Here is a 26,847-nt window from a genome sequence, read left to right as displayed (position 1 = left end):
ACGCCTTCAACCGTTTTGTGGAACGTATTCAGGGACTGGTGGGCCAGGTGGCGGGTTCGACGGCGCAGCTGGCGGCCGCGGCCGAGGAGCTGTCCGCCACCAGCGAGGACACCAACCGTCACGTGCGCGAACAACAGACCGAGACCGAACAGGTGGCCGCGGCCATCAACGAGATGTCGGCGACGGTGCAGGAGGTGGCCAAGAACGCCGGCGAAGCGGCCGGTGCCGCGCAGCAGGCGGACGCCGAATCGAAACAGGGACGCGAGGTGGTCGAGGCGGCGGTTGCCGCCATTGATGCCCTGGCCACCGAGGTCGATCAGGCCGCGCAGGTGATCCAGGGCGTGAACCAGGACAGCGAGCAGATCGGGCGCGTGCTGGAAGTGATCAACGGCATCTCCGAGCAGACCAACCTGCTGGCGCTGAATGCCGCCATCGAGGCGGCGCGCGCCGGCGAGCAGGGCCGCGGCTTCGCGGTGGTGGCCGACGAGGTGCGCACCCTGGCGCGGCGCACCCAGGAGTCCACCCAGGAGATCCGCGAAATGATCGAGCGCCTGCAGGAAGGGGCGAAGAACGCCGTTACCGCGATGGAAAGTGGGCGCGGACGCGCCGGCTCCAGCGTCGAACAGGCGCGCCATGCCGGTCGGTCGCTGGCGGAGATTACCGATGCCGTCACCCGCATCAATGACATGAACGCCTTGATCGCCAGTGCGGCCGAGGAACAGTCGGCGGTGGCGGAGGAGATCAACCGCAACGTCACCACCATCAGCCAGGCGACCGACCAGACCGCGGCGGGTTCGCAGCAGACGGCGGCGGCCAGCGAACAGCTGGCGCGGCTGTCGGCCGAACTGCAACAGCTGGTGGGGCAGTTCAAGGTTTAGTTTTTTCATTTCATCGCCCTGCCCGGATAAGCCGGGCAGGGCGTTCTTCCTGGGCTGTTACTTCCTGGCTTTACCCGCCCGTCCGCTTCCCGGCGGACATGCATCGGGCGCATTTTCGTGTGCCCGTTCCTCAGTTTTGTTCTGTGGTTACTAAATGTTCAGTGGTTAAGGTCGATACAAAGTCTGGACCGTGCGTGTGAGTCCGGAACACATAGACCCATGACTTTCCATAACTAGAAGTTGATGCGCTGTACCGGGAGGGGGATAACGAAGATCCTCAAGGAGACAACCATGAACATCATGCCACGCACCATCACGGCAAAACTTTTAAGCGTCATCATTTTCGCCAGTGTACTTATGATCACCGCCCTGACGGTTTCCTTTGTCGGGCAACGTGTCGCCATGCAAGATTATCACCAGGGGATAAAGACCGACCTGCCATTGTTCACCGACATGGCCGCCATCAAGGCGAACAGCCTGCTTGCCGGCATGGCGATCCGTAACAAACTGCTCAATCACAACCTCGACCTGAACTGGGCCCAGGCCATGCAGACGGCGCTCGACAATCTGGACAAGTCCTATCACGACGCCGTCACCGTGACGCCGAAAGGAACGAGTATCCGTACCCAGCTCGATGATGTCGGTCCGCTGCTGGCCAAGGCGAAACGCGAACGACTGCAGGCCATGTCACTGGTGCAGAAAGGTCAGTATGACCAGGCCCAGCAGCTCCTGATGCACGATGCTCAGCCGGCATGGCATCAGGCACGCCTGGACCTGGACAAGATCGATGCGGAGCTCAAAACCCAGATGGCGGCGGACGACCACAATATGCGGACCGATTTCGAAGACTCCGCCTTCTGGAGTTCGTTGCTCAACGTGCTGGCGCTGGTGCTGGGCGGCGGGCTTATGGGCGTCACCATGTGGATGGTGGTGCGCCGCCTCAAGGGCGTGACGCTGATCATGGAAGATATTGCCGCCGGCGAGGGTGATCTCACCCAGCGCATGCCGCTCAAGGGCAACCGCGACGAACTCGACCGTCTGGGACATGCGTTTAATCAATTCGTGGAGCGTATTCATGCACTGGTGGGGCAGGTGGCCGGATCGACGGCGCAGCTGGCGGCCGCGGCCGAGGAACTGTCCGCCACCAGCGAGGACACCAACCGCCACGTGCGCGAACAACAGACCGAAACCGAACAGGTGGCCACGGCGATGAATGAGATGTCGGCCACGGTGCAGGAGGTGGCCAAGAACGCCGGCGAAGCGGCCGGTGCCGCACAGCAGGCGGATGCCGAATCGAAACAGGGCAGCCAGGTGGTCGATGCGGCCATTACTTCAATCGATATGCTGGCCGGCGAAGTGGAACAGGCCGCACAGGTGATCCAGGGCGTGAATCAGGACAGCGAGCAGATCGGGCGCGTGCTGGAAGTGATCAACAGCATCTCCGAGCAGACCAACCTGCTGGCCCTGAATGCCGCCATCGAGGCGGCGCGCGCCGGCGAGCAGGGCCGCGGCTTCGCGGTGGTGGCCGACGAGGTACGCACCCTGGCGCGGCGCACCCAGGAGTCCACCCAGGAGATCCGCGAAATGATCGAGCGCCTGCAGAGCGGCGCGAAGAATGCCGTTACCGCGATGGAAAGCGGGCGCGGACGCGCCGGCTCCAGCGTCGAGCAGGCACGTCATGCCGGCCAGTCGCTGGCGGAGATCACGCAGGCGGTGACGCGCATCAACGACATGAATGCGCTGATCGCCAGTGCGGCCGAGGAACAGTCGGCGGTGGCGGAGGAGATCAACCGCAATGTCACCACCATCAGCCAGGCCACCGAGCAGACCGCCGCGGGCTCGCAACAGACGGCGGCGGCCAGCGAACAGCTGGCGCGCTTGTCGGCCGAGCTGCAGACGCTGGTCGGGCATTTCAAGGTCTAGGCCGCGGAGTTTTGACGTCGAAGGTCCGGCACCCCGTCACGAGGTGCCGGCTTCTTGACGCGGCAAGCAGCGAATTAGTAAATAACCGCAATAAAACAAACAGTTGCGAGATTGGCCCGCTCTTTGCTTTTAACCGTTGCAACAGTCACAACGGAGATCAGCAATGGCGGAAGCACCTGCCAAAGAAGGCTCGAAATTAAAGAGCATCATCCTTATCGCCATCATCGTGGTCCTGCTGCTGGTGATCGCGGTGGGCGCTACCCTGTTCTTTACCGGAGCCCTCTCCCACGATAAAGCGGCTCAGGATAAGGCTGCCGGCAAACCGGCCGGCGAGAAGACTGTCGAGCCCCAAAAGCCCCCGCTTTATCTGTCCATCACGCCCGCGCTGGTGGTCAATTTCCAGAATCCCCAGCAGGCGCGGTTTCTGCAGGTCGGTATCGACGTCATGGCGCGTGACCAGAAGATCCTGGACGCGGTCAAGCAGAACATGCCGGCCATCCGCAACCGCCTGATCATCCTGCTCAGCGCCCAGAAGTATGCGGACATCAATTCTCCGGCCGGCAAGGAGCATTTGCGTAAGCAGACCCTGCAGAGCATCAACGATGCGCTCAAGGAGTCCGGTGCCAAGGAACAGGTCGAGCAGGTCTATTTCACCAGCTTCGTGATGCAGTAATCAGACTCATGGCCGGCAGCGAAGTCTTATCGCAGGATGAAATCGACGCCCTCTTGCACGGCGTCGACAGCGGCGACGTCGAAACGGGCGAGATCAATACCCCGACGGATGTGGCGCGTTCTTACGATCTGAGCAGCCAGGAGCGCATCGTGCGCGGGCGCATGCCCACCCTGGAGATGATCAACGAACGCTTTGCCCGCCTGCTGCGCATCAGCCTGTTCGATCTGTTGCGGTTCACCGCTGAGATCAGCGCCAACAGTATCCGTATTCAAAAGTTTTCCGAATACGTGCACAGCCTGTTCGTGCCGACCAATCTGAACCTGGTGCGTATCCGGCCCATGCGCGGCACGGCACTGTTCGTGCTCGATCCGCAGCTGGTTTTCATTCTGGTGGACAACTTCTTCGGCGGCGGCGGTCGGTTCAAGGCCAAGATCGAAGGACGCGATTTCACGCCCACCGAAATGCGCGTCGTTCACAAGGTGCTCGAACTCGGTTTCGCGGACATGCAAAAGGCCTGGGCACCGGTCATGCCGCTGGAGTTCGAGTATCTGAACTCAGAGGTGAATCCGCAGTTCGCCAACATCGTCAGTCCCACCGAGGTCGTGGTGGTGTCCAGTTTTCACGTCGAGCTCGAAGGCGGCGGCGGTGACATCCACGTCACCATGCCGTACTCCATGATCGAACCGATGCGCGAGGTTCTCGATGCGGGTATCCAGAGCGACCGCTCCGACACCGATGTGCGCTGGCAGCGCTCGCTGCAGGACGACATCTACGATGCGCCGCTGGAGGTGGTTGCGCAATTGAACGAAACGCAACTCAGCCTGGATCAGGTCATGCGCCTGAAAAAGGGCGACATCATTCCGATCGATGCGCCGCACAAGGTCACGCTGCGCTCGAACGATCTGCCGGTTCTGCGCGGCGAGCTCGGCACGCATAACGATGCTTACGCCGTACGGGTAAACGAACACGTCAAACGCGGCTGAACAACGGCCGATGGAGCAGCACTTCATGACTACGGAAACCGATACCGACCAGCAGGAAGCAATGGGTGACGACTGGGCCGCGGCCATGGCCGAACAGACCTCCGCCGCGCAGCCTGGCCAGGAGGAGGCCGCCGATCAAAAGGGCGGGGGCGATTACGAAAAGGCCGAATTCGGCAATCTCGACGGCCAGCCGGCATCGGAGGCACCGGCCTCCGACGGCGAGGAGCGCGAGGTCGAAATGGACATCATCCTTGACGTCCCGGTGGTGGTGTCGATGGAGATCGGGCGCACCCGCCTGCCGATCAGGAATCTGCTGCGCCTGAATCAGGGCTCGGTGGTGGAGCTCGACCGCCTGGCTGGCGAGCCGTTGGACGTGCTGGTGAACGGCACCCTGATCGCCCACGGGGAAGTGGTGGTGGTCAATGAAAAATACGGCATTCGGCTGACCGACGTGATCAGCCCTGCCGAGCGCGTGCGCAAGCTCAGGTGAGCGCCGTCATGCGACACGTCCTCGTGCGCCGCTCCCGAACCGCCCGACTGATATCCGTGGCGTTCATGGGGCTGTGGCCGGCATCCGTCTGGGCGCAGGACGCTGCCGTCAAACCCGGCGCGCTGCCCGCCGTGGGCGGCCCCGGTGGCGCGTTCATGCTGCAGTTCGCGCTGGGCTTCATCGTCGTGATCGGCGCCATCCTGCTGCTGGCCTGGATGATGAAACGCGTGCAGGGATTCCAGGGCGGCGCCCAGGGGCGGCTGCGCATTCTGGGCGGGATCTCGCTGGGCACGCGCGAGCGTGCGGTGTTGATTCAGGTGGGCGACGAGCAGGTGCTGCTTGGCGTCGCCCCCGGGCGGGTGTCGCGCCTGCATGTACTCGCCGAGCCCCTGCCGGTCGATTCGCCCCGGGGCGGCGAAGCGGCGGGATTCGCCGAACGGCTCAAGACCGCATTGGGTCGGAGGGCCGTTTCATGAAGCGCGTGATCTGGCTGCTTGCGGGCATCCTGCCGTTGCTGCCGGGTCTGGCCGCGGCCGCGCCGGGGAACATACCGCTGTTGACCGTCACCCCGGGCGGGCACGGCGGCGAGACGTATTCGGTGAGCCTGCAGGTGCTGGCGCTGATGACGGTGCTGAGCTTCCTGCCCGCCGTGCTCATCATGATGACTTCCTTTACCCGCATCATCGTGGTGTTGGCGATACTGCGCCAGGGTCTGGGCACCACCCAGACGCCATCCAATCAGGTGCTGCTCGGCCTGGCGCTTTTTTTGACCTTTTTCGTCATGTCTCCGGTGTTCAACCAGACCTATCGGCAGGCCGTGCAGCCCTATCTGCAGGGCAAGCTGTCGGTGCAGAGCGCCCTGCAGACCGGGGAGCGGCCGTTTCGCACCTTCATGTTGAACCAGACGCGCGAAAGCGATCTGGCCATGTTCGCGCGTATCGCCGGGCACGGTAAGTTCAACACGCCCAAGGACGTGCCGTTTTCCCTGCTGGTGCCGGCATTCGTGACCAGCGAGCTGAAGACGGCCTTCCAGATCGGTTTTCTGATCCTGATCCCGTTTTTGATCATCGACCTGGTGGTGGCCAGCGTACTGATGTCGATGGGCATGGTGATGCTCTCGCCCATGCTCATTTCCCTGCCGTTCAAGCTCATCCTGTTCGTCCTGGTCGACGGCTGGTCGCTGGTGATGGGCTCGCTGGCTTCGAGTTTTTATCACTGATTGGAGCACCGATATGCTGGGACCCGACGCGATACTGGAAATCGGCAAGCAGGCGATGAAGGTCACCATGATGCTGGCCTCGCCTCTGCTGCTCACCGGGCTGGCGGTCGGCGTGCTGATCGGCATGCTGCAGGCCGCGACGCAGATTCAGGAAATGACCCTGAGCTTCATTCCCAAACTCATCGCCATGGCGGCGGTGCTGTTCCTCACCGGCCACTGGATGCTGGATCTCGCCGTGAGCTATACCCGGCAGCTGATCACCAGCATCCCGGGACTGATCAGCTAGGCCTGCCCATGACGTTGTCGGCGGATCAACTGACGGGCTGGATGGCGGGCCTGTACTGGCCGTTCATCCGCATCGCCGCCATGCTGGTGGCCGCGCCGCTGTTCGGCGCGCGCACCGTGCCGGTCCGCGTGGTCATCGCGCTCGCCCTGGTGCTGACCTGGGCGATCCATGATCTGATTCCGCCGGTACCGTCGATCGATCCGTTCAGTCTGTCGGGCCTGCTGGTGACGGGCTATCAGGTGCTGATTGGCGCGGCCATGGGGTTCGTGCTGCACATGGTGTTCAGCGCGCTGGTCATGGCGGGGGAGGCCGTCGGCCTGAGCATGGGGCTGGGCTTCGCCACCCTGGTCGATCCGCAGAACGGCGTACAGGTGCCGGTGGTCAGCCAGTATTACCTCATTCTCGGCACGCTGCTGTTTCTCGCCCTCAACGGGCATTTGTTTCTGATCGAGATGGCGGCGCGCAGTTTTCGTTCCCTGCCGGTCGGCACGCCCGGGCTGAACGGCGAGGTCTTCTGGCAGGTCGCACGCTGGGGCGGGCAGATGTTCGCCGCGGGTCTGCTGGTGGCGCTGCCGGCCGTGGCTTCGCTGTTGCTGGTGAATCTCGCCTTCGGCGTGATCACCCGCGCGGCGCCCCAGCTCAATATCTTCGCGGTCGGTTTCCCCATCACCCTGGTGATGGGATTCGCGCTCATCCTGCTCAGCCTGCCCACCCTGGTGCCACGCTTCGGCAGTCTGCTGACCAACACCTTCGAACTCATGGGCCGCGTGGCGGGGATGTGACATGGCGCGCGACGATTCGCAGGAACGTACAGAACAGGCGACGCCCAAACGGCTCAAGGAGGCGCGTGAAAAAGGCCAGATCGCCCGTTCACGCGAACTCAACACCATGGCCATCACCCTGGCCGCGGCGGGCACGGGCCTGATGCTGGGTCCCGCCATCCTGGGCCGGTTCGCCGACCTCATGCAGAGCTGGCTGACGCTGGACCGGGCCCGCGCCCTGGACAGCGGCGGGTTGTACGGTGCCCTGACCGGGGCCATCTGGCAGGCCCTGTGGGCGGTGGCGCCGCTGTTCGCGGCGGTGGCCGTAGCGGCCCTGGCCGCCTCGGTGGCTCTGGGCGGACTCAATTTCAGCACCGAGGCGCTCGGCTTCAAGTGGGAACGTCTCAATCCGCTCAAAGGCCTGGGGCGCGTGTTTTCCGCCAACGGATTGATGGAGCTGGGCAAGGCGCTGGTCAAGTTCCTGCTGGTCGGCGGGGTGGCGGTGCTGCTGCTGTGGCACGAGATTCCCACATTGCTCGGCCTGGGGGCGGCACCGCTGTTGCCGGCCCTGAACCAGATGGGTCATCTGGTCGGCTGGTCGTTCCTGGTCCTCAGCGCGACCCTGGTGATCATCGCCGCCGCGGACGTGCCGTTCCAGCTCTGGCAGCACGCCAAGCAGCTGCGCATGACCCGCCAGGAGATCCGCGACGAATTCAAGGAAACCGACGGCCAGCCCGAGGTCAAGAGCCGCCAGCGCGCATTGCAGCGCGAGATGGCCCAGCGCCGCATGATGGAAGAGGTGCCCAAGGCCGACGTGGTGGTCACCAACCCGACGCATTACGCGGTGGCGCTGCGTTACGACGGTGAAAGAATGAGTGCGCCGCGCGTGGTCGCCAAGGGCGCCGACGAAGTGGCGGCGCGCATTCGCGCGGTGGCGCGCGAACATGACGTGACGCTGTATTCGGCACCGCCTCTGGCGCGTGCCATTTATTTCCATACCCGACTGGGCGAGGAGGTGCCGGCGGCCCTGTACGTCGCCGTCGCCCAGCTGCTCGCCTACATCTACCAGCTCAAATCCGGCGACGCCGAACCCGGCGTGGAACTCGACCTGCCGGTGCCGGATGACATGACCCGTTCCCCTGACCGACGCGAGGCCGACTGATGGCGCAATCCGGAGATATCGGCGTGATGCAGAACCTGCGCGGCATCTCGCGCTTCGGCCTCGGCGTGCCGCTGCTGCTGGTCGCGCTGCTCGGCATGGTCACCCTGCCGTTGCCGCCGTTCGCGCTGGACGTGCTGTTCACCTTCAACATCGCCCTGTCGATGATGGTGGTGCTGGTCACGGTTTATACGCGCCGCCCGCTCGACTTCGCCGTATTCCCCACCGTGCTGCTGGTGGCGACCCTGCTGCGTCTGGCGCTTAACGTCGCCTCCACCCGCGTGGTGCTGCTGAATGGTCACACCGGTACGGGCGCCGCCGGTCGGGTCATCGAGGCCTTCGGCGATTTCGTGGTCGGCGGCAACTACGCCGTCGGTCTGGTGGTGTTCGCGATTCTGGTGGTCATCAATTTCGCGGTGGTCACCAAGGGCGCCGGGCGTGTCTCCGAGGTGTCGGCGCGCTTCACTCTGGACGCCATGCCCGGCAAGCAGATGGCCATCGACGCCGATCTCAACGCCGGCATCATCTCTCAGGAGGAGGCGCGGGCGCGGCGTGAGGACGTACGCAACGAGGCGGACTTCTACGGCTCCATGGACGGCGCCAGCAAGTTCGTGCGCGGCGATGCGGTGGCCGGCATCATCATCCTGTTCGTGAACATCATCGGCGGCCTGAGCGTGGGCATGCTGCAGCACGGCATGAGTCTGTCGGCCGCCGCGCAGAACTACGTGCTGCTCACCATCGGCGACGGTCTGGTCGCACAGATTCCCTCGCTGCTGCTGTCCACCGCCACCGCGATCATCGTGACCCGCGTGTCCTCGGAGCAGGACATGGGACAGCAGGTCATGAGCCAGCTGTTCGCCTCGCCGCGCGCGCTTTATATAACGGCCGGCGTGCTGTCCTCCCTGGGGCTGGTGCCCGGCATGCCCAACCTGGTGTTTCTCGGCCTGGCGGCCCTGTTCGCCGGCTGGGGCTACTGGGTTTCCAATCGTCCCCAGGAGGGCGAGTTGGTGGAGGCGGAGACCGATCTGATGCCGGACGACACGCGTCCGCGCGAGCTTTCCTGGGACGACGTGCCGCCCGTGGACATCGTCGGCCTGGAGGTCGGTTACCGCCTGATCCCGCTGGTGGATCAGGCGCAGGGCGCGCCCCTGCTGACCCGTATCAAGGGCGTGCGTCGCAAGCTGTCGCAGGAGCTCGGGTTCCTGGTGCACGCGGTGCATATCCGCGACAACCTCGATCTCACTCCCAATGCTTATCGCATCAGCCTGATGGGCGTCCCCGTCGGCGAGGCGGAGATCTATCCCGAGCGCGAGCTCGCCATCAACCCGGGACAGGTCAGCGGCCCGCTCGACGGCATCGCCACCCGCGATCCCAGCTTCGACCTGGAGGCCGTGTGGGTGGAACCGGGCATGCGCGATCAGGCCCAGGGCATGGGATACACCGTGGTCGATCCCGCCACGGTGATCGCCACCCACCTCAGCCAGATACTCCAGGCCCACGCCCACGAACTGCTCGGCCACGAGGAGGTCCAGCAACTGCTCGACATCCTCTCGCGCAGCGCACCCAAGCTGGTGGAGAACCTCACGCCCAAGCCTTTGCCGCTGGGCGTGGTGCTCAAGGTGATGCAGAACCTGCTGGCCGAAGGCATCCCCGTGCGCGACATGCGCACCATCGCCGAATCTCTGGCGGACCAGGCCACCAAGAGTCAAGACCCCGACGTTCTCACCGCCGGTGTGCGCGGCGCGCTGGCCCGCACCATTGTGCAAAAAGTCTTTGGTACCAGTGCCGAACTGCAGTTGATGACCCTGGATCCGTCTCTGGAACAGTTATTGCACAAGTCCCTCCAGGGCAGTGGCGGACTGGGTGTGGAACCGAATCTTGCCGAGCGCGTGCAACGCGCCGTGAGCGAGTCAGCCCAGCACCAGGAATTGACCGGAGAGCCCGCGGTACTGGTGGTGTCTCCGGAATTGCGCGCGCCCCTGGGCCGCTGGCTGCGACCGGTGGTCCGCGGGCTGCACGTACTGGCCTACACCGAGATTCCGGACAACAGGCAGCTGCGGGTCGTGGCTACCATCGGCGCGCAGAACGGTTTGGAATCGCCGGTCCGGGCCGCGGGCTGAGTGTGAATCGAGGGTATTGAAGTATGAAGATCAAACGGTTTGTGGCACAGGACATGCGGCAGGCGTTGCGCCTGGTGCGGGAGTCCATGGGGCAGGATGCCGTGATTCTGTCCAGCCAGCGTTTGCCGGAAGGCATCGAGCTGGTGGCGGCGGCCGACTTCGATGCCGAACTGGTCAGCGAGATCGCGCGCAAGGTGGAGCCGGTGGTGGCACCGCCGGCCGCGCCCCGGGCGAGCGAACAACCGCAGCCACCCGCAGCGGCACCGCAGCCGGCGGCAGCCGTGGTCGCCGCCGCGATAGCGGAGCAGCAAAATCCCGAAGGGCAGTCGCTGAGCGAACTGCAACAGGAACTGCAGTCCATGCGCGGCCTGCTGGAAGGACATCTCGCGCGCATCGCCTGGGGCGAGTTCAATCGCCAGCATCCCCAGCAGGCGGAGCTGGTGCGCAAGTTCAAGCGCATGGGCATCGACGTCGGCGTCGCGCGCCAGATCGCCGCCGGCATTCCGGTGCTGGACAACCCGAGGCTGGCCTGGCGCACCGCATTGCATGGCCTGGCACGGCGCATGCGTTTCGCCGACGACCGCATCGCCAAGCAGGGCGGCATCTACGCCCTGGTGGGTCCCACCGGGGTGGGCAAGACCACCACGCTGGCCAAGCTCGCGGCACGCCACATCATCCACCACGGACGCAAGCAGATCGCGCTGGTTTCGATGGACGACTATCGCATCGGCGCGCAGTCCCAGCTGGCCACCTACGGTCAGCTGCTGGGCGTGCCGACCTATCACGCCGGCGACGTCAACGAACTGCGCCGGCTGCTGCCGGGGCTGGGAACCAAGCGCCTGATCCTGATCGACACCCCCGGCATGTCCCCCCGCGACGGCCGGCTGCTGTCCGACCTGGCGGGGCTGGCGGCGATTCCCCGACTGGATATCTGCCTGGTGCTGGCCGCCAACGCCGAACGCGATGTGTTGCGCCGGGCCCTGCAGAGCTTCAGCCAGGCGCCGCTGTATGGCGTGATCCTGAGCAAGCTGGACGAGGCGGAATCCCTGGGCGGGGCGCTGTCGTGTCTGATCGGTGCACGCCTGCCGCTGGCCTATCTGGGCACCGGCCAGCGCGTGGCGGAGGATCTGGAGCCCGCACAGGCACATGGCCTGATCGAGAGGGCGGTTTCGCTGGTCGAGCACCAGGCCGTCAGCAGTACGCGCAGCCCGCAACCACGAACCAAGAAGATGAGGATGCAACAGAATGCTTATGCCGAGTGATGCCACCAGCGAACAGGCCGAAGCACCCGGGCAATCCGCTGCCCAGCGTCCGGTCCGTGTTGTCGCCGTCACCAGCGGCAAGGGCGGGGTCGGCAAGACCAACGTTTCGGTCAATCTGGCGGTGGCGCTGGCCGGCCAGGGCAAACAGGTCATGCTGCTGGACGCCGACCTGGGGCTGGCCAACATCGACGTGGTCCTCGGCCTGCAGCCGCGCGCCAATCTTTCCCACGTGCTCAGCGGCGACTGCTCCCTGGAGGAGGTCATGGTCGAGGGGCCCCTGGGCGTGCACATCATCCCCGCGGCCTCGGGCATCTCGCGCATGGCCAAGCTGTCGATGGCCGAGCACGCGGGCCTGATCGGCGCCTTCAGCCATCTGACCACGCCGCTGGACGTGCTGGTGGTCGACACCCCCGCCGGGATCGCGGACGACGTGGTCAGTTTCAGCCGCGCGGCCCAGGAGGTCGTGGTGGTGGTATGCGACGAGCCGGCCTCGATGACCGACGCCTATGCGCTGATCAAGGTACTGAGCCGGGAACAGAACATCGGGCGCTTCCACATCCTGGCCAACCGGGTCCCGGGCGAGGCGGACGGCGTCGCCCTGTTCCGCAAGATGGCGGCGGTATGCGGCCGGTTCCTGGACGTGACCCTGGATTACATGGGGGCGGTCCCGGAGGACACGTACCTGCGCCGTGCCGTACAGCGTCAGGGCGCGGTGGTGGAGCTTTATCCCGGCAGTCAGGCGGGCAAGGCATTTAAGAAATTGGCGGCAGTGGCCGATAACTGGCCTAGACGCGGCGGATCAAGCGGTCACCTCGAGTTTTTCCTCGAGCGCGTGGTCCGGCCGGCGGCTGCAGCCGACGGTTTATGGGCGGATTGACCATGTACCAGGCAGCAGAGCGAAACGATCTGGAGCTGTTGGTCGCCGAACACGCCGCACTGGTGAAGCGCATCGCTTATCACCTGCTGCCGCGTCTGGCGTCCAACGTGCAGGTGGATGACCTGATTCAGGCGGGCATCGTGGGACTGATCGAGGCCGCGAAGCGGTTTCGCCCCGACCAGGGCGCGAGCTTCGAGACCTACGCCGGGATCCGCATTCGCGGCGCCATGCTGGACGAGGTGCGCCAGCACAGCTGGGGGCCGCGCTCGGCGCATCGCAAGGCCCGGGCGCTGAACGAGGCCATCCGCAAGGTGGAGGCGAATCTCGGCCGGGCGGCGCGGGATGCCGAGGTGGCGGCCGAACTGGGGCTGTCGCTGGAGGAGTACTACCAGTGGGTGCAGGCGTCGGCGAGCTTCCAGGTGTTCGGTTTCGAGGACGTCGACGAAGAGCCGCGCGGCGACAGTGTGCAGAGCGAGTCGGCCGAGATGGCCGGACCGCTGAGCCGGCTGATGGACGGTGATTTCAAGGACAGCCTGGCGGAGGCGATCGCCGGACTGCCGGAGCGGGAGGCGCTGGTCCTGTCGCTCTACTACGGAGATGAATTGAATCTGCGTGAAATCGGGGAGGTGCTCGGGGTGACCGAGTCGCGGGTTTCGCAGATTCACAGCCAGGCGCTCGTGAGGCTGCGGGCGCGGATGAGTAATTGGCGGGAATAGGCCTTCCGCCTCAATGCAATGATTCGAGGAGCGTGTTGTGCTGAATAAAGAGATGCAGATCCTCATCGTGGACGATTTCTCGACGATGCGACGCATTATCAAGAATCTGCTGCGGGAGCTCGGTTTCAACAATACGTCGGAAGCCGACGACGGCAGTACGGCGCTGCCCATGCTCAAAAGCGGCAAGTTCGATTTTCTGGTCACCGACTGGAACATGCCCAACATGCCGGGCATCGAGTTGCTGAAGGCCGTGCGCGGCGACGCCGAACTGGCGCATCTGCCCGTGCTGATGGTGACGGCCGAGGCGCACCGCGATCAGATCGTCGAGGCCGCCCAGGCGGGCGTCAACGGCTATGTAGTCAAGCCGTTCTCCGCCGAAACGCTGAAAGAAAAAATCGAAAAAATATTTGAACGGCTGGATGGCTGAGAGGAGGCCCGGTGGAGGAGCAAGCTGGGATGGACCCGCTTTCCGCAACCATGCGGGAGGCGGGAGAAGGGGATGATGCGCGCATCGAACTGGCGCTGTCCCTGATCGACGCCCTGCGGGTGGGAGACGAGCCGGAGGTTTCACGGCTGCTCGATGCCCTGGGCGCACGTCACGAACGCAGTCTGTTCGACGAACTGGGGCGGCTGACCCGCCAGCTGCACGACGCGCTCAACAGTTTTCGTCTCGACCCGCGTGTCGCGGGACTTACCGAAAAAGATATACCGGACGCTAAAGAACGGCTGGGATATGTCGTTACTCTGACAGAGCAGTCGGCGAACAAGACGCTGAATGTCGTCGAGGACGTCATGCCGCGGATCTCCGACCTCAAGGAACGTGCAGCGAACCTGGGCGCTACCTGGCAACGGTTCATGCGCCGCGAGCTGCCGGTCGAGGCGTTCCGGGAATTCACCGGCGACCTGAATGCGTTTTTGAACGATATCGAACGGGAGTCCGGCACCATCGGTGGTCAATTGTCGGAGATCATGCTCGCACAGGACTTCCAGGACATTACCGGCCAGGTGATTCGCCGGGTCATCGAACTGGTGCAGGAAGTCGAGACCCAACTGGTGAACCTGATCCGCGGCGTCGGCGCCTACATGAGCAAAACCGACAACGTATTGGCGCATGACACCGAACAGGCGTCACTGCCGGTGAACGGTCTGGGGCCGGTGGTGCCCGGTGTCGATCAGAACAACGTGGTGAGCAGTCAGGACGAAGTCGACGATCTGCTCTCGAGTCTGGGATTTTAGGAGACGGCAATGGGATTCGGTGCTGATGACGAGTTGATGCAGGACTTTCTGGTCGAGGCCGGCGAACTGCTGGACGCGCTGGGCGAACAGCTGCTGGAACTCGAGCGCAGCCCGAACGATCCCGAACTGCTCAACGCGATCTTTCGCAGTTTCCACACCATCAAGGGCGGTGCCGGGTTTCTCGAACTGACGGCGCTGGTCGACGTCTGCCATCGCGCCGAGGATGTCTTCAATCAGCTGCGCCAGGGCGAACGCGCGGTCGACAGCGAGTTGATGGACACCATGCTGGTGGCGCTGGATCACCTGAACGCCATGTTCGGCACCCTGCGTGCCGGCGATACGCTGGAACCGGCGGATGCCGGGCTGATGATGCGTCTGGACGGGCTGGCACAGGGTGAGGTCGCCGCGAACAACCCCTCGCCGGCACCGGTCGCCGAGCCGGAAGTCCCCGTCGAGTCGCCCGCCGTGCCGGTGGTGGCGCAGGATCCGGTCGACGCCGAATTCGACATGCTGCTCGACGCGGCCAGAGACGGCCTGCAGGATGCAGGCGGCGACAAGGAAAAGATCACGGATGAGGAATTCGAGACGCTGCTCGATGATTTGCACGGTGCCGGCAAACACGGCGGCGTACCGGCATCGGCGCAGGATGCGGCGGACGCTGCCGCCCCGGCCGAAATTTCGGAACAGGAATACGCGGACCTGCTGGTAAGCATTGATGAAACGGGCGTCGATGCCGGGGTGGCAGCGAGCCCTGCAGCGTCAGCCGTCACGCCGGCGGTCGCCGAAAAGAGCGCACCTGCGGGCGACGACAAGATCACCGAAGACGAATTCGAGGCATTGCTCGACCAGTTGCACGGCACGGGCAAGGGTCCCGGCGCAGCCGAAACCGCGGCAGCCAAGTCCGTCCCCGCGGAACAGGTGCCGACGGGCGCTGCCGAGACTCAGGGCAAATCCGAACAATCCGACAAATCGAAAAACACGGCCGGCAAAAAACCGGCAAGCGAAAAGCCGAGCGCCGAGGTGCATTCCATTGCCGAACGGCCTGCCGCAACCGCGCCGGCTGCCGCCGCACCACCTGCGCACGAAACGACGGTACGCGTCGACGTGCATCGCCTGGACGACATCATGAACCTGGTCGGCGAATTGGTGTTGGTCAGAAACCGTCTCATGACGCTGCACGCGAACAGCAAGGACGAGGCGGTGGTCAGCGCCATGTCGAGCCTGGAACTGGTAACCACCGATTTGCAGATGGCGGTGATGCGTACGCGCATGCAGCCGATCAAAAAGGTATTCGGCCGTTTCCCGCGCGTCGTGCGCGATCTCGCGCGCAACCTGAACAAGGAAATCGAGCTGGAGCTCTACGGCGAAGAGACCGAGCTGGACAAGAACATGGTGGAGGCATTGGCCGATCCGCTGATCCACCTGGTGCGCAACGCCGTGGATCACGGCGTCGAAATGCCCGACGAACGCAGGAAAAAGGGCAAGCCGGCGACGGGACGCGTCACGCTGTCGGCCTCGCAACAGGGCGATCACATCCTGTTGTCCATCACCGACGACGGCAAGGGCATGGACCCGGTGCAGTTGCGCAAGAAGGCCGTGGAAAAGCGGTTGATGGACGAGGAGACCGCCCAGCGCCTGAGCGATACCGAAGCGTTCGATCTGATCTTCCAGCCGGGGTTTTCCACCAAGGAACAGGTGTCGGACGTGTCCGGACGCGGGGTCGGGATGGACGTGGTCAAGACCCATATCTCCGACCTCAACGGCATTATCGAAATCGATTCGGCGCTCGATGAGGGCACCACGATTCGTGTCCGCATGCCGTTGACGCTGGCCATCGTGCCGACACTCATGATCCGGCTGGCCAACCGGCCCTTCGCCATTCCGTTGAGTGCGATTTCCGAGATTCTCGATCTCGATGTCAGTCAGACCAAGCGCGTCGAACAGCGCGAGGTCATGGTGGTGCGCGGCGGTGCGCTGCCGCTGGTACGTCTGGCGGAATGGCTGGGTATCCGCGGCCAGGCCCGGGTGGAGACCCCGCAGCATGTGGTGGTGGCCATGGTGGGTGCGCGCAAGGTGGGCTTCGTCGTGGACGAATTGCTGGGCCAGGAAGAGGTGGTGATCAAGCCGCTGGCGGCCGGGTTGCTGAACGTGCCGGGTTATGCGGGGGCGACCATCACGGGCGACGGCAAGCTGGCCCTCATCCTGGACCTGGCCGGGCTGCTACGCGCCCACGACATGGCGGCCTGAGCCAATGCAGTCCCTGGATATCAGAGAACCGGAATGACGATACGCGTATTGGTCGTCGATGACTCGGCATTCTTCCGCCGCGCGATCAGCGGCATGCTCGAGCAGGATGCCCATATCGAGGTCGTGGGCGTGGCTACCAACGGGCGGCAGGCCGTGGAGCAGTCCCAGGCCCTGAAGCCCGACCTCATCACCATGGACATCGAAATGCCGGAGATGGACGGCATTTCCGCCGTGCGCAGCATCATGGCGCACAACCCCGTTCCCATTCTGATGTTCTCCTCGCTGACGCACGAGGGGGCACAGGCGACCCTGGAAGCGCTGGACGCAGGTGCTGCGGACTTTTTGCCCAAGCAGTTCGATCAGGTCGCGCGTGAGCGCGACGAAGTGGCGCGCATACTGTCGCAGCGCGTCAGGGCGCTCGCGCGCCGGCATCATCCCGTCGCGTCGCCGGCGGCGCCGGCCGGCGATGCAAGACCCGCCCCGGCGACACCTCGCCACGGCAGGCTCGATGCCTGCCGCCTGGTGCTGATCGGCACGTCGACGGGCGGTCCGGTCGCATTGCAAAAGGTGCTTACCGAACTGCCCGCCGGTTTTCCGCGCCCGCTGGTGCTGATCCAGCATATGCCCGCCTCCTTTACGCCGGCCTTCGCCCAGCGCCTCGACAACCTGTGCGCCATCGAAGTCCGCGAGGCGGGGGATCACGACGCCCTGGAACCCGGCGTGGCGCTGCTGGCGCCCGGCGGCATGCAACTCGCCGTCGAGGCGACGCGCGCGGGGCTGGTCGCCCGCGTGGGCGAAAGCCCGCCCGAGATCAATTACCGCCCCAGCGTCGATATCGCCTTTTCGAGCGCCGAGCGCGCCGGTCCCGGCAAAAACCTCGGCATCGTGATGACCGGCATGGGCGCGGACGGGCGCGAAGGTGCGCGCCTGATGAAGCAGCACGGGTCGGTGGTCTGGTCCCAGGACCAGGCCAGCTCCACCGTTTACGGCATGCCCGCGGCGGTCGCCGAGGCCGGCCTCAGTGACCGGGTGCTCGAACTGAATGCAATCGGTCCCGAACTGGCGCGGAGTTTCTGAGCATGGATTTTCTCACCCTGCTCGGAATCGCCGTCGCGCTTGCCGCGATACTGGGCGGCAATTTCATCGAGGGCGGACACCTCGACTCGCTGCTGCAATTCACGGCCTTTCTGATCGTGATCGGCGGCACGCTGGGCGCCGTCATGCTGCAAAGCCCGATGAAGGTGTTCCTGCAGGCATTGAAGATGGGATTGTGGGTGCTGATGCCGCCGCGCGTAAAACTCGATCAGCAACTTCAGAACCTGCTGGAATGGGCGCAGACCGCACGCAAGGAGGGGCTGCTCGGACTGGAGCAGACCGCCGACGAATTAACTGAACCGTTTGCGAAAAAAGGTCTTCAGCTGCTGGTGGACGGGCGTGAGCCCGAGGCGATACGCAACATCCTGGAAGTCGATATCGAGGTTTTCGAACATCGGCTGACCCAGGCGGCCAAGGTGTACGAAGCGGCGGGCGGCTATGCGCCGACCATCGGCATCCTGGGCGCGGTCATGGGGCTGATCCACGTGATGGAGAACCTGGCCGATCCGTCGAAGCTGGGCGCGGGAATCGCCGTGGCCTTCGTGGCGACCATCTACGGCGTCGGTTCGGCGAATCTTTTTTTGCTGCCGATCGCCAACAAGCTCAAGGCGATCATCCAGACCCAGGTCAAGGGGCAGGAAATGATCATCGAAGGGCTCGCCGCGATCGCGGAAGGCGAGAACCCCCGTTCCATCGAAGCCAAACTCCAGGGCTATCTGCCTTAGTTACGCTGCGGGACGCAGCTTGGAAAAATCATGGCACGAAAGAAAAAACATGAAGAACACGAAAATCACGAACGCTGGCTGGTGTCCTATGCGGATTTCATCACCCTGCTGTTCGCGTTCTTCGTGGTGATGTACGCCCTCTCATCCATCAACGAAGGCAAGTACCGCGTGTTGTCGCAGTCGTTGATCGCGGCGTTTCATTCCGCGCCCCGTTCGCTGGAGCCGATCCAGGTGGGCAATGTCGAGGCTTCGGGTCCGCCCATGCAGAGTCCCGTGCAAAATTTCCCGGCACCGGTGCAGTTCAAGGGGCTGATCGAGGATGCCCCCGATCCGCGCCGTGACGCGATGGTGCGCGCCGAAGTCGCCGACCCCGACGAGCTCGCCGCCACCGAGGCCGCGATCCAGAAAATGGCGCAGGCGATTCGTACCAACCTGAAATCGATGATCGACGACAAGGTCATCATCGTGAAGCAGCACAAGCTGTGGATAGACATCAAAATCAACACCGACATTCTGTTCGGCAGCGGCAGCATCCGGCTTTCCCCCGTGGCGAGCCACATAATCGAAAACGTCACCCATACGCTGGCGCCGCTGCCGGCGCGCATCCAGGTGGAAGGTTTTACCGACAACGTGCCGATCGTCAGCCGCGAGTTTCCTTCCAACTGGGAGCTTTCGGCGGCGCGCGCGGCGTCCGTGGTCAGGCTGATGACCCAGTTCGGCGTGAACCCCGATCGCATGGCCGCCATCGGCTACGGGGAATACCGACCCATCGCCGGCAACGATACGGCTGAGGGCAGGGCGCAGAACCGGCGCGTCGACCTGGTCGTGCTGGCGGCATCCAAGGCCATGCAGGTGCCGGTCAAGCCGCTGCCGGATGCGTTGAATACGGCCGCCAATCAGGCGCCTGAGCCGGCGGGAGGTGGATGATGCAGATCTGGGCGGTATCCAATCAAAAAGGCGGGGTCGGCAAGACGACCACCACCGTCAGCCTGGGCGGACTGCTGGCCGGCCAGCGCAAGAACGTGCTCATGGTCGATCTCGATCCGCAGGGGTCTTTGACGAGTTATTTCGGCTTCAATCCCGAGGGCCGTGAAGACAGCGTCTATACCCTGTTTCAACAAAAGGTCCAGCAACAGACCGTCGACCCGCTCAGCATGGTCCGGCTGGTCGAGTCGGGCCTCTCGGTGCTGTGCGCCAGTACCGCCATGGCCACGCTGGACCGGCAGTTGGGTACCCAGGCCGGTATGGGCCGCGTCATTGCGGATGCCCTGGCCCTGTTGAAGGGCCGCTACTCCCATGTGCTTATCGACTGCCCGCCCGGGCTCGGGGTGCTCATGGTGAATGCACTGGCCTCCTGCCAGCATCTGCTGGTGCCGGTGCAGAACGAGTTTCTCGCCCTGAAAGGTCTGGAGCGCATGCTGCACACCCTCAAGATGGTGTCGCGCTCCCTGGGCCGTGAAATCCCCCTGACCATCGTGCCGACCATGTTCGACCTGAAGGAGCAGACGTCCGTCGACATGCTGCGTCAGCTGCGCCGGGATTATGCCGACCTGGTCTGGCCCGGGGCGATTCCCGAGGACGTGAAATTCAAGGAAGCGAGCCGCACGCGCCATCCGTTGACCACGCTGTATCCGCAGGCGAGAGGCAGCATGGCCTATGCGAAGTTGCTGGCCTGGCTGAACCAGAACCTCTCCACGCCAAGAGACGAGGTGATGCATGAAGCGATCTGAATCCGCACCGGGCGTTCTTAAACCACAGGAGCAGGCGCTGGATGGTTATCTGGACGACCTGTTGCTGGACGAGGGCGGATCCGCTGCGGCCGCACCGTCGGGCGACGCTGATGCCGGGACTGCGGCGGCGTCCCCGGGCGTGCCGGAAACGCAGTCCGCCGCCGCGCCGCCGCGCGCGCAGGACTGGCTGAGCGAACAGTCCGCGCAGGCACTGAATCATTACCACTACCAGATGATACGCGCGGGCACCCTTCGGCTGGCCGTGCAGCACCGCCGTGTCACCCGCATTCTTTCCACGGCGGCGGGCTTCGCGTTTTCATCCCGCCCCGGCTTTCCGCCGTGGTACCTGGGACAGCTGAAGCTCGAACCGAACGGTGTTGATTGTCTTGAACGTTCGATCGGCGTGATCGATGCCGCCAGGCTGATATTGCCGGACGACCTGCTGGGGCTGTGCCGGGCCCCGGATGCCGCCCCGGCGCACGTGCTGGTGATGGACGGCTGCTCCTGGGGGCTGGCCTGCGACGAGATCGACGAGATCCTGTCCCTGCCGGAGGAGGCCGTGCACTGGCGTACCCAGCGCACGGCACGCCAATGGCTGGCCGGCACGTCCCTGCAACATCGCTGCGCGATACTCGATCTGCAGCATCTCGCCGCCCTGGTCGACAACCTCATTGGGGTTGGCACATATGGTGCATACCCTGTATGGGTGGGTAACGCGGCGCGGCGGAAAATTGACGTTGAGGCAGTGCTAGGGAGAAGTGAATGACTGACGACAATCTGAATACCTCGGAGGCCCTGCAGTGCGTGACCTTCTCGCTCGGCGACGAGGTCTATGCGCTGGATGTGATGCGGGTGCAGGAAGTGCTGCGGGTCGGCGAGATCTCGCCCGTCCCCGGTGCGCCGGACTACGTGCTGGGCATCATCAACCTGCGCGGCAACGTGGTCACGGTGATCGACATGCGCCTGCGGCTCGGATTGCCGAATACGGAACCGACCCACCTGAGCCGCATCGTGGTGCTCGAGGTCGCCAACCAGCCCGTCGGTCTGCTGGTCGACAGCGTGGCCGACGTGGTGCAGATTCAGCGCGACGACATCGACCCGAGCCCCAATGTCGGCAACAAGGAGGCGGCGCGCTACATCCAGGGGGTCGCCTCGCACGGGCAGGACCTCATTATCATCGTTGATGCCGGCAAACTGCTCAGCGAAGAGGAATGGGAAGAGGTTACTTCCTATTGAGCCAGAACCTTCCTACGCGGTGAGTCCATGCATATCGACTGGCTGAGAATCCTGATTGCGCTGGATCTGGTCTATTTCCCCGTGGTGGCCGGTTGGGCCGCCTGGCAGGTCTGGCGTCTGCGCGGCTACGTCCCGCAGGTCCGGCAGTTGGAGGAACGGGTCGTCATGCTGGAAGGCCTGTTGCTCGATGCGCAGGAAGGCAACATCACCCTGCAAAAGCGCGTGACCCAGTTCTACCAGCAGCTGCAGGAACAGCAGGAACGCTTCGAACTCAGTACGCAGCAGACCCCTGCCGGGAGTGCGGGCGGTCATTTGCAGGCGGCGTTCAAGCTGCTGAACCGAGGCATGGAGACCGACGAATTGATGTCGGTGTGCGGCCTCACGCGCGGCGAGGCCGATCTGCTCAAGTCGCTGCACCAGGCGGGCCGCGCCCGCCCGGCCGCCTGAACCTGTTTCAATCGTCTGCGGTGTTCCCCGGCGGCACGCGGCCGCTGAGGCGGAACGCCAGCGCCAGCACCTCCGCAACGGCGATGTACAACGTCTCGGGAATCTCTTCCCCCAGCGGGACCTGGGCGAGCGCCTCGCTGAGCTGTCCGTCCTCCTGAATCGGAATCCCGTGCTCGCGGGCCAGTTCGACGATTTGTTCCCCCAGCAACCCCTCGCCCTTGGCGGTGACGCGCGGTGCGCCCGTGCCGCCGTAACTGAGCGCCACCGTCAGGCGCCGGTTGTTTATGGCGGCTGGTTTCTCTTTCATGCGCGGGTATCCACCCGTTCCGCGGGACGGGACGGTTCTTCGGCGTCGGTGGGCGCAGGCGGTTGATGTTCGCAACTCAAGGCGCCGGGGGAGAGTCCCGCGCGCTGCCAGGCAGCGGCCAGTTCCGGCAGATGCGCGTTGATGCGATGTGCGGTGGCCGCCTGTTCGGCACGGAAATGACCGGAAACCGCGGCTTCCCGGCTTTGCAGGTGGACCACGAGGGGGCCGAGTCCGGGCAGGTCGAGGCGCAGGCGGACGGACCAGTCCACGGTCTCATGCGTTGCCTCGCCTGCATTGCGTTCGGTGTCGAGTTCCACATGAACCGCATCGAAGTGATCGCCGTAGCGAAAGGGAAGCTCGATCACCCAGTGCTGGCCGTTGGGTGTGGCATGCGACTGCAGCTGGTTGAGCGCGATCTGGTTGACCAGCCCGGTCACGGCCTGTTTCAGCCCGTCGACAGGGTCGCCGGCGTTTCCGGTGGACAAGGGCATGGACTCGGCCCGGGTCAGGGTATCCAGCAGCCTGAACAAGGCAGCCTTGTGGTCGGCGGGGTGCGGCGCCACCCCGGCCGCCAGGCCTGCTTCGAGGTGATGGCCTGCCGCGGCGACACTGCGGCGGACACCGTCCGCGCTGGTGAGGGTCTCGGGGCCGGGCAGCCGGTCGAGCAGGGTGCGGACCTCGTTGCGCAGTGCCGGGTCGGGTTGTTCCGCAACCCGGCGTGCCAGTTCGGACAGACCCGCCGGGAGCCGGGTGCGTTGGTTGAGCAGGCTGATATGCAGGTCAATGGACGGCGGGGTTCCCGGCGCGTCGCCCGTGACAGCCTGCAGCAGCTGAAGCACGGGCCGGGGCCCGCTGGCGAGTACCCGCAGTTTCAGGTTTTCTCCGGCGGGCAGGGGATGATCGGCCTGCACCGCGTAGTCCCGGCCGCCGATACGGATCACGGTTCGGGCATCCCCTTGCTGTGCGGTGCCGTCACGCACCACCGTCGCGTCGAGCACCTGACCGACCCGCCAGGCAGTGATGGCCGGCGGGCTGGTTGCCGCGCCCGGGGTGCCGGTGAGCTGAAGGCGGGCGTCCATGGTCGCGCTGCGGCGGGAAATGTCCCGCCGGCTTAGCCGTTGCGCTGCTTGCGGGGTGCGGGCGCGGCCATCGGCTCAGCTGAGGAATTCGCGGATTTCCGCGATATCCTGATCCGCTTCCGAGATGTGCTGCATCAGTTCTTCGGCGCTGGGATTGTCCAGTTTCAGCTTGGCGAATGCCGGCACGCTGGTGATGTCCGGCAGCTGCATGGGCTGCGGGGCATGCAGATTGACGCACATGCGGGCGAGCAGGACCACGTCGCAGAGGTCGAGGGCTGCGCCGCTGTCGCGCTCCCAGTTGCCGGACTCCTCGGCGGCCTGAACGAATTCGGGCTCGAAACCCCAGTTCTGGAGCAGCGTGCCGCCCACGATGGGCGTCAGGCGCGTCAGCGCCTGCTCGAGGTCTTCCAGCGAGGGATCGAGCTCCTCGGAAAAGGTCAGGATGGGCACCGCGCCGATGGCGTGCATCAGCCCGGCGAGCAGGGCACGTTCCGGATCGATGCCGGGTGCGATGCGGGCGAGCACGTTGGCGACGGCGGAGACCTCCACGCTGTTCAGCCATTCCCTGCGCATCAGCGGTTCGACGGCGGGGGTGCGCACCTTATATATGTTGCCCAGCACGATGCTGACCGCCAGATTGGCGCTGCGCTTGAGGCCGAGGCGGGTAACCGCCTCGCGTACGCTGTCCACGCTCTTGGTGCCGCGGTTGGCCGCGCTGTTGGCGGCCTGGATGAGTTTGGCGACCACCGGCGGGGCCGCCTGGACCGCCTTGGCCAGGTCGGCGAGTTCGGCATCCGGGTCCTGCGCCAGTTCACGGATGTTGATGGCGATTTCGGGCATGATCGGCAGAGGCAGGCCGCCGTCGTGCATGGCCTGGTAAAGCCGCTGCAGCAGTCCGCCTTCCACCTCGGAGACCGTGTCTTCCCGCACCTCCATGCCGGCGACCGATTCCTCGGTCAGCATCTTTTCCAGGGCGCTGCGGCTGACGCTCAGGACGCGGACGGGATGCAGCGCCAGGGCGGCATCGGCGGTATTGCCGGCCGTGAAGATGGGCAGCATGGCGCGCCCGTTGCTGTCCTCCGGCGTGATGCGTTCCACGACCTTTTCTCCGGAAATCAGCGCCAGCTCCCCTTCAAGTAGATACTGAACCGTGCTTTCCTCGTTACTGGACGGCAGTTTTCTGCCGCGTTCCAGGAGGTCTACGCGCGCTTCGGTCAGGAGCATCTTTTTCCCGTTCGCGCTCAGGTGAAGAATCGGATCGAGTTGATCCAGCAGTTCGGGTGCGATGTCTGGCGTAGCCATGATTCAATCCGCCTTGGGTTGCAGGGGTTAATGAACGCCGTATACGGCCAGGCCGTAACGGTCGTGGGGTTGTCGGTCGAGGCGGATCATTGGAATATTTTCCATACCGCATCGACCAGTTCGTCGGGGTGGTATTTGGGCAGGAATGCATTGGCGCCGACCTGCCTGACCAGTTCCTCGTTGAAGGAGCCGCTCAGCGAGGTGTGCAGCATCACGGGCAGCCCGGACAGGCGGGTATCGTGACGGATACGGCTGCACAGGGTGTAGCCGTCCATGCGCGGCATCTCGATGTCCGAGATCACGGCATCGATCATGCGGCTGTCGTCATCGGCCTCGGCGATCCCCTGCAGCAGTTCCAGGGCCTCCTGCCCGTCCTTGGCGAGTTCGACCTCCATGCCGATCTGTTCCAGGGTCTTGAGCATCTGATGCCGGGCCACGGCGGAATCGTCCACCACCAGCAGTCGACGCGGCTGTCCGTCCAGGCCGGTGCATCGGGAGATCATGGACTCGGAGACGGAGGTGTCCTGATTGCGGATATCCGCGAGGATTCGTTCCAGATCCAGCAGCTGAATCAGCTGGTCCTCGTGATCCGTAACTGCCGTCATGTAATTGCTGATGCTGGAAGTCTTGGGCGGCGGCATTACCGACTCCCAGCTGATGTTGATGATGCGGTCGACCGACGCCACGCGAAAGGCCTGCACGGAGCGGTTGAATTCGGTAACCAGCAGGAAGCCCTTGCCGGGTTCGGCGGAGGAACGGATCTTGAGTGGCTGGGCCAGGTCGATCGTCGGGGTGGCCTGGCCGCGAATATTCGCGATGCCGAGGATGTAGGGGTGGGCCTGAGGCACGCTCTTCAGCGCCGGTTCGTTGATGACCTCGCGGATCTTGAACACGTTGATGCCGAACACGTGGCGCTGGTCGAGCCGGAACAGCAGCAGCTCCAGCCGGTTTTGGCCGGCCAGGCGGGTTCTTTGATCGACGGAGGCAAGCGTATTTCTCATGGGCGATCGAGTCAGCTCGTGAGTGGTTGTCGAATGGCGCCCCAGCGGGGCCTTGTCCCCGCCGCGCCGGCCATCGCGTGATGGGCCGGGCCGCAGGTCGGGTCGCACTGAGGTTGTCGGCCTGAGCGGGGAAATATTTAGGCCTAATGCACGGGATTCGGGATGCTCCGGGCGCGGCGGGGTCCAATGGCTGGCCTGGAATTTGCAGCATGACGGGCATGAGCAGCATCGAGACAGGCCTGTGAGCGTGATGAGGGGCGGAGACGTCAAATCCCCGGCGTTCGGGGCGGCGGTCAGGCGCTTGCCGCGCCGTGATCATGACGCCCCGTGGCATGGGGTATGGCGCAAGTGCATCCGCTGTGCCGTCATGATGCTGGCCGTCTGTGCTGGCGGGGTCCAGGCCGGCGAACTCGAATCGCACGCCAGGATCGGCGCGACGGCCCGGCAATACGCCCTGGATCAGGCGCGACAGGCCCTGCCGGAGGCCAGGTTGCATGTCGAGGCGTCGCCGCTGGACACCCGCTTGAGCCTGGCCCGTTGCGGGGCGGAACTCGAGGCCTTTCGCGCCAACAGCATGCCGGCGGTGGGCAACACCGTGGTCGGGGTGCGCTGTACGGCCCCCAAGCCGTGGACCGTGTATGTCCCCGTGACGGTGGATGCGCGCATTCGTATCCTGGTGGTCGGGCGGACCCTGCCGCGTGCGGCGACCCTGCAGACCTCGGACGTCCGGCTGGTGTCGAGAAATGTCGCCCGCCTGCCGTATGGTTACTATACGGATGCGGCGCAGGTCGCCGGACAGGTGCTGACCCGCCAGGTTCTGGCCGACCAGGTCCTGACACCCACCATGCTGCGTCGGCCGCTCTTGGTGCATCGCGGCCAGACGGTCAGCATTGTTTCCGGGCTGGCCGGGGTCAGCGTGTCGACGCAGGGCGTGGCCCTGGGGGATGCGCCGCGCAACGGCCGGGTCAAGGTGCGTAATACCCGCTCCAGGCGGGTCGTGGAAGGCGTGGTGATCGCACCCGGGCAGGTCCAGGTGCAGGGATGAGCGCTGGGATATCGGAAAAGAGGCTGTCGCGCTCGCGGCGTCTGATTGAA

At 64.7% G+C, this 26,847-nt stretch carries 29 protein-coding genes; 25 read left to right on the top strand and 4 right to left on the bottom strand.

The window, feature by feature from the left end; translation table 11 throughout:
- The 24 genes from P8Y64_03380 to P8Y64_03265 all read left to right on the top strand — a co-directional run.
- A partial coding sequence (locus P8Y64_03380) for a methyl-accepting chemotaxis protein (GenBank protein ID MEJ2059520.1) occupies window positions 1–878 on the top strand: 878 nt, incomplete at its 5' end.
- 291 nt (window positions 879–1,169) lie between these two features.
- Window positions 1,170–2,801 (top strand): HAMP domain-containing methyl-accepting chemotaxis protein, encoded by a 1,632-nt coding sequence (locus P8Y64_03375; GenBank protein MEJ2059519.1) that lies wholly within the window; start codon window positions 1,170–1,172, stop codon window positions 2,799–2,801.
- 163 nt (window positions 2,802–2,964) lie between these two features.
- Window positions 2,965–3,474: a flagellar basal body-associated FliL family protein gene (locus tag P8Y64_03370; protein ID MEJ2059518.1), complete on the top strand. Its 510-nt coding sequence runs from the start codon at window positions 2,965–2,967 to the stop codon at window positions 3,472–3,474.
- Between the two features lie 8 nt (window positions 3,475–3,482).
- Entirely contained in the window at window positions 3,483–4,457 is a 975-nt protein-coding gene (gene fliM, locus P8Y64_03365) for a flagellar motor switch protein FliM (protein MEJ2059517.1), read from the top strand.
- Between the two features lie 25 nt (window positions 4,458–4,482).
- The gene (gene fliN, locus P8Y64_03360; protein MEJ2059516.1) at window positions 4,483–4,947 is read left to right on the top strand and encodes a flagellar motor switch protein FliN; all 465 of its coding nucleotides are present in this window, start codon (window positions 4,483–4,485) and stop codon (window positions 4,945–4,947) included.
- An 8-nt stretch (window positions 4,948–4,955) separates the two neighbouring features.
- Window positions 4,956–5,423, top strand: coding sequence for a flagellar biosynthetic protein FliO (fliO, locus tag P8Y64_03355; protein MEJ2059515.1), 468 nt, complete (start codon window positions 4,956–4,958; stop codon window positions 5,421–5,423).
- On the top strand, window positions 5,420–6,166 hold the full coding sequence (gene fliP, locus P8Y64_03350) for a flagellar type III secretion system pore protein FliP (protein ID MEJ2059514.1): 747 nt from the start codon (window positions 5,420–5,422) through the stop codon (window positions 6,164–6,166). The genes fliO and fliP overlap by 4 nt, the downstream gene beginning before the upstream one ends.
- Before the next feature lie 16 nt (window positions 6,167–6,182).
- Window positions 6,183–6,452 (top strand): flagellar biosynthesis protein FliQ, encoded by a 270-nt coding sequence (fliQ, locus tag P8Y64_03345; protein ID MEJ2059513.1) that lies wholly within the window; start codon window positions 6,183–6,185, stop codon window positions 6,450–6,452.
- Window positions 6,453–6,460: 8 nt separating this feature from the next.
- Window positions 6,461–7,234: a flagellar biosynthetic protein FliR gene (gene fliR / locus P8Y64_03340; protein ID MEJ2059512.1), complete on the top strand. Its 774-nt coding sequence runs from the start codon at window positions 6,461–6,463 to the stop codon at window positions 7,232–7,234.
- A gap of 1 nt (window position 7,235) precedes the next feature.
- Window positions 7,236–8,375 (top strand): flagellar biosynthesis protein FlhB, encoded by a 1,140-nt coding sequence (gene flhB, locus P8Y64_03335; protein ID MEJ2059511.1) that lies wholly within the window; start codon window positions 7,236–7,238, stop codon window positions 8,373–8,375.
- Complete coding sequence (gene flhA / locus P8Y64_03330; GenBank protein MEJ2059510.1) at window positions 8,375–10,492, top strand: flagellar biosynthesis protein FlhA; 2,118 nt, start codon at window positions 8,375–8,377, stop codon at window positions 10,490–10,492. Before flhB ends, flhA begins: the two co-directional genes overlap by 1 nt.
- A 23-nt stretch (window positions 10,493–10,515) precedes the next feature.
- On the top strand, window positions 10,516–11,754 hold the full coding sequence (gene flhF / locus P8Y64_03325; protein MEJ2059509.1) for a flagellar biosynthesis protein FlhF: 1,239 nt from the start codon (window positions 10,516–10,518) through the stop codon (window positions 11,752–11,754).
- Window positions 11,744–12,631: a MinD/ParA family protein gene (locus tag P8Y64_03320; protein MEJ2059508.1), complete on the top strand. Its 888-nt coding sequence runs from the start codon at window positions 11,744–11,746 to the stop codon at window positions 12,629–12,631. Before flhF ends, P8Y64_03320 begins: the two co-directional genes overlap by 11 nt.
- A 2-nt stretch (window positions 12,632–12,633) precedes the next feature.
- Window positions 12,634–13,347, top strand: coding sequence for an RNA polymerase sigma factor FliA (locus P8Y64_03315; GenBank protein MEJ2059507.1), 714 nt, complete (start codon window positions 12,634–12,636; stop codon window positions 13,345–13,347).
- A gap of 52 nt (window positions 13,348–13,399) precedes the next feature.
- Complete coding sequence (cheY, locus tag P8Y64_03310; protein MEJ2059506.1) at window positions 13,400–13,774, top strand: chemotaxis response regulator CheY; 375 nt, start codon at window positions 13,400–13,402, stop codon at window positions 13,772–13,774.
- A 29-nt stretch (window positions 13,775–13,803) separates the two neighbouring features.
- Window positions 13,804–14,583: a protein phosphatase CheZ gene (locus P8Y64_03305; protein ID MEJ2059505.1), complete on the top strand. Its 780-nt coding sequence runs from the start codon at window positions 13,804–13,806 to the stop codon at window positions 14,581–14,583.
- A 9-nt stretch (window positions 14,584–14,592) separates the two neighbouring features.
- Window positions 14,593–16,830 (top strand): chemotaxis protein CheA, encoded by a 2,238-nt coding sequence (locus P8Y64_03300; GenBank protein ID MEJ2059504.1) that lies wholly within the window; start codon window positions 14,593–14,595, stop codon window positions 16,828–16,830.
- Window positions 16,831–16,863: 33 nt separating this feature from the next.
- Window positions 16,864–17,907: a chemotaxis response regulator protein-glutamate methylesterase gene (locus P8Y64_03295; protein MEJ2059503.1), complete on the top strand. Its 1,044-nt coding sequence runs from the start codon at window positions 16,864–16,866 to the stop codon at window positions 17,905–17,907.
- A 2-nt stretch (window positions 17,908–17,909) separates the two neighbouring features.
- The gene (locus P8Y64_03290) at window positions 17,910–18,650 is read left to right on the top strand and encodes a flagellar motor protein (GenBank protein ID MEJ2059502.1); all 741 of its coding nucleotides are present in this window, start codon (window positions 17,910–17,912) and stop codon (window positions 18,648–18,650) included.
- 30 nt (window positions 18,651–18,680) lie between these two features.
- Window positions 18,681–19,577: a flagellar motor protein MotD gene (gene motD, locus P8Y64_03285; GenBank protein MEJ2059501.1), complete on the top strand. Its 897-nt coding sequence runs from the start codon at window positions 18,681–18,683 to the stop codon at window positions 19,575–19,577.
- Complete coding sequence (locus P8Y64_03280) at window positions 19,577–20,380, top strand: ParA family protein (protein MEJ2059500.1); 804 nt, start codon at window positions 19,577–19,579, stop codon at window positions 20,378–20,380. The genes motD and P8Y64_03280 overlap by 1 nt, the downstream gene beginning before the upstream one ends.
- Window positions 20,367–21,146 (top strand): hypothetical protein, encoded by a 780-nt coding sequence (locus P8Y64_03275; protein ID MEJ2059499.1) that lies wholly within the window; start codon window positions 20,367–20,369, stop codon window positions 21,144–21,146. The genes P8Y64_03280 and P8Y64_03275 overlap by 14 nt, the downstream gene beginning before the upstream one ends.
- Window positions 21,143–21,616, top strand: coding sequence for a chemotaxis protein CheW (locus P8Y64_03270; GenBank protein MEJ2059498.1), 474 nt, complete (start codon window positions 21,143–21,145; stop codon window positions 21,614–21,616). Before P8Y64_03275 ends, P8Y64_03270 begins: the two co-directional genes overlap by 4 nt.
- A gap of 27 nt (window positions 21,617–21,643) precedes the next feature.
- Window positions 21,644–22,063 carry a DUF2802 domain-containing protein gene (locus tag P8Y64_03265; protein MEJ2059497.1) on the top strand — a complete coding sequence of 140 codons (420 nt, stop codon included), beginning with the start codon at window positions 21,644–21,646 and terminating at the stop codon, window positions 22,061–22,063.
- A gap of 7 nt (window positions 22,064–22,070) precedes the next feature.
- Here the strand turns inward: P8Y64_03265 and P8Y64_03260 are convergent, their stop codons facing one another.
- The 4 genes from P8Y64_03260 to P8Y64_03245 form a co-directional block, all read right to left on the bottom strand.
- Window positions 22,071–22,370, bottom strand: a complete 300-nt coding sequence (locus P8Y64_03260) for an EscU/YscU/HrcU family type III secretion system export apparatus switch protein (protein MEJ2059496.1) — start codon at window positions 22,368–22,370, stop codon at window positions 22,071–22,073.
- Window positions 22,367–23,449 (bottom strand): flagellar hook-length control protein FliK, encoded by a 1,083-nt coding sequence (locus P8Y64_03255; protein MEJ2059495.1) that lies wholly within the window; start codon window positions 23,447–23,449, stop codon window positions 22,367–22,369. The genes P8Y64_03260 and P8Y64_03255 overlap by 4 nt, the downstream gene beginning before the upstream one ends.
- Window positions 23,450–23,524: 75 nt before the next feature.
- Window positions 23,525–24,751 (bottom strand): HDOD domain-containing protein, encoded by a 1,227-nt coding sequence (locus tag P8Y64_03250; protein MEJ2059494.1) that lies wholly within the window; start codon window positions 24,749–24,751, stop codon window positions 23,525–23,527.
- 86 nt (window positions 24,752–24,837) lie between these two features.
- Window positions 24,838–25,752 carry a chemotaxis protein gene (locus tag P8Y64_03245; GenBank protein ID MEJ2059493.1) on the bottom strand — a complete coding sequence of 305 codons (915 nt, stop codon included), beginning with the start codon at window positions 25,750–25,752 and terminating at the stop codon, window positions 24,838–24,840.
- 367 nt (window positions 25,753–26,119) lie between these two features.
- On the opposite strand from P8Y64_03245, the gene flgA reads away from it, so the two are divergent.
- Window positions 26,120–26,797 carry a flagellar basal body P-ring formation chaperone FlgA gene (gene flgA, locus P8Y64_03240; GenBank protein ID MEJ2059492.1) on the top strand — a complete coding sequence of 226 codons (678 nt, stop codon included), beginning with the start codon at window positions 26,120–26,122 and terminating at the stop codon, window positions 26,795–26,797.
- Window positions 26,798–26,847 lie beyond the last annotated feature (50 nt).

This window comes from Gammaproteobacteria bacterium (assembly GCA_037388465.1).
GTDB lineage: Bacteria > Pseudomonadota > Gammaproteobacteria > SpSt-1174 > SpSt-1174 > JARRKE01.
Note: the sequence above shows the minus strand (reverse complement) of the source record. Positions and strands in the feature narration are given on the sequence as shown.

Excerpts from the sequence above, each read along its gene's own strand:
- P8Y64_03375 (MEJ2059519.1), top strand. The coding sequence starts at position 1,170 with ATGAACATCATGCCACGCACCATCACGGCAAAACTTTTAAGCGTCATC.
- P8Y64_03370 (MEJ2059518.1), top strand. The coding sequence starts at position 2,965 with ATGGCGGAAGCACCTGCCAAAGAAGGCTCGAAATTAAAGAGCATCATC.
- fliM (MEJ2059517.1), top strand. The coding sequence starts at position 3,483 with ATGGCCGGCAGCGAAGTCTTATCGCAGGATGAAATCGACGCCCTCTTG.
- fliN (MEJ2059516.1), top strand. The coding sequence starts at position 4,483 with ATGACTACGGAAACCGATACCGACCAGCAGGAAGCAATGGGTGACGAC.
- fliO (MEJ2059515.1), top strand. The coding sequence starts at position 4,956 with ATGCGACACGTCCTCGTGCGCCGCTCCCGAACCGCCCGACTGATATCC.
- fliP (MEJ2059514.1), top strand. The coding sequence starts at position 5,420 with ATGAAGCGCGTGATCTGGCTGCTTGCGGGCATCCTGCCGTTGCTGCCG.
- fliR (MEJ2059512.1), top strand. The coding sequence starts at position 6,461 with ATGACGTTGTCGGCGGATCAACTGACGGGCTGGATGGCGGGCCTGTAC.
- flhB (MEJ2059511.1), top strand. The coding sequence starts at position 7,236 with ATGGCGCGCGACGATTCGCAGGAACGTACAGAACAGGCGACGCCCAAA.
- flhA (MEJ2059510.1), top strand. The coding sequence starts at position 8,375 with ATGGCGCAATCCGGAGATATCGGCGTGATGCAGAACCTGCGCGGCATC.
- flhF (MEJ2059509.1), top strand. The coding sequence starts at position 10,516 with ATGAAGATCAAACGGTTTGTGGCACAGGACATGCGGCAGGCGTTGCGC.
- P8Y64_03320 (MEJ2059508.1), top strand. The coding sequence starts at position 11,744 with ATGCCGAGTGATGCCACCAGCGAACAGGCCGAAGCACCCGGGCAATCC.
- P8Y64_03315 (MEJ2059507.1), top strand. The coding sequence starts at position 12,634 with ATGTACCAGGCAGCAGAGCGAAACGATCTGGAGCTGTTGGTCGCCGAA.
- cheY (MEJ2059506.1), top strand. The coding sequence starts at position 13,400 with ATGCAGATCCTCATCGTGGACGATTTCTCGACGATGCGACGCATTATC.
- P8Y64_03305 (MEJ2059505.1), top strand. The coding sequence starts at position 13,804 with ATGGACCCGCTTTCCGCAACCATGCGGGAGGCGGGAGAAGGGGATGAT.
- P8Y64_03300 (MEJ2059504.1), top strand. The coding sequence starts at position 14,593 with ATGGGATTCGGTGCTGATGACGAGTTGATGCAGGACTTTCTGGTCGAG.
- P8Y64_03295 (MEJ2059503.1), top strand. The coding sequence starts at position 16,864 with ATGACGATACGCGTATTGGTCGTCGATGACTCGGCATTCTTCCGCCGC.
- P8Y64_03290 (MEJ2059502.1), top strand. The coding sequence starts at position 17,910 with ATGGATTTTCTCACCCTGCTCGGAATCGCCGTCGCGCTTGCCGCGATA.
- motD (MEJ2059501.1), top strand. The coding sequence starts at position 18,681 with ATGGCACGAAAGAAAAAACATGAAGAACACGAAAATCACGAACGCTGG.
- P8Y64_03280 (MEJ2059500.1), top strand. The coding sequence starts at position 19,577 with ATGCAGATCTGGGCGGTATCCAATCAAAAAGGCGGGGTCGGCAAGACG.
- P8Y64_03275 (MEJ2059499.1), top strand. The coding sequence starts at position 20,367 with ATGAAGCGATCTGAATCCGCACCGGGCGTTCTTAAACCACAGGAGCAG.
- P8Y64_03270 (MEJ2059498.1), top strand. The coding sequence starts at position 21,143 with ATGACTGACGACAATCTGAATACCTCGGAGGCCCTGCAGTGCGTGACC.
- P8Y64_03265 (MEJ2059497.1), top strand. The coding sequence starts at position 21,644 with ATGCATATCGACTGGCTGAGAATCCTGATTGCGCTGGATCTGGTCTAT.
- P8Y64_03260 (MEJ2059496.1), bottom strand. The coding sequence starts at position 22,370 with ATGAAAGAGAAACCAGCCGCCATAAACAACCGGCGCCTGACGGTGGCG.
- P8Y64_03255 (MEJ2059495.1), bottom strand. The coding sequence starts at position 23,449 with ATGGACGCCCGCCTTCAGCTCACCGGCACCCCGGGCGCGGCAACCAGC.
- P8Y64_03250 (MEJ2059494.1), bottom strand. The coding sequence starts at position 24,751 with ATGGCTACGCCAGACATCGCACCCGAACTGCTGGATCAACTCGATCCG.
- P8Y64_03245 (MEJ2059493.1), bottom strand. The coding sequence starts at position 25,752 with ATGAGAAATACGCTTGCCTCCGTCGATCAAAGAACCCGCCTGGCCGGC.
- flgA (MEJ2059492.1), top strand. The coding sequence starts at position 26,120 with ATGATGCTGGCCGTCTGTGCTGGCGGGGTCCAGGCCGGCGAACTCGAA.